Source organism: Photorhabdus africana, assembly GCF_035181445.1.
In the GTDB taxonomy this organism is placed as follows: domain Bacteria; phylum Pseudomonadota; class Gammaproteobacteria; order Enterobacterales; family Enterobacteriaceae; genus Photorhabdus; species Photorhabdus laumondii.
The window spans coordinates 1-494 of record NZ_JAXBVE010000173.1 but is presented as its reverse complement, the minus strand read 5'-3'; the positions used below and the strand labels follow the sequence as shown (position 1 = coordinate 494).

Genomic DNA, 494 nt, shown 5'->3' with positions numbered 1-494 from the left:
GCAGGCCATAACCTGACGCTGGACACCTTAAGCACGCGCCGCACAGAGCAGGGCGACTGGGGGAAAGAGAACACTCGCCACCTGACCCAACAACAGGATATCGGCAGCCAGATAACCGGCACCGGTGAGGTGACCCTGCAAGCCGGGCAGGATTTGAACGCCACCGCCGCTCATGTCAACGCCGGTCAACACCTGACGGCGCAGGCCGGGCATAACCTGACGCTGACCACCGGGACCGCCTCGTCCGACTTAGTGGAGCACAGTAAACAAACCAGCAAAGGCTGGCTGTCGAAGTCGTCAGTGGAAACCCACGACGAAGTGCATGACCGGCAAGCGCTCAGTACCACATTCAGTGGCGATAAAGTGAATTTACAGGCCGGAAAAGACCTGCATATTAGCGGCAGCAACGTCGCAGGTACGCAGGATGTCAGCCTGAACGCCGGTCATCAGCTCACCGTCACCACCGCAGCAGAAGTGCATAATGAAACCCATCT

The 494-nt window shown here is 58.7% G+C and carries 1 protein-coding gene; it reads left to right on the top strand.

Annotated elements, in window-relative coordinates:
* Positions 1-494: hemagglutinin repeat-containing protein (locus SLS51_RS23270; protein ID WP_323840845.1), on the top strand; the 494-nt coding region annotated here is incomplete at both ends.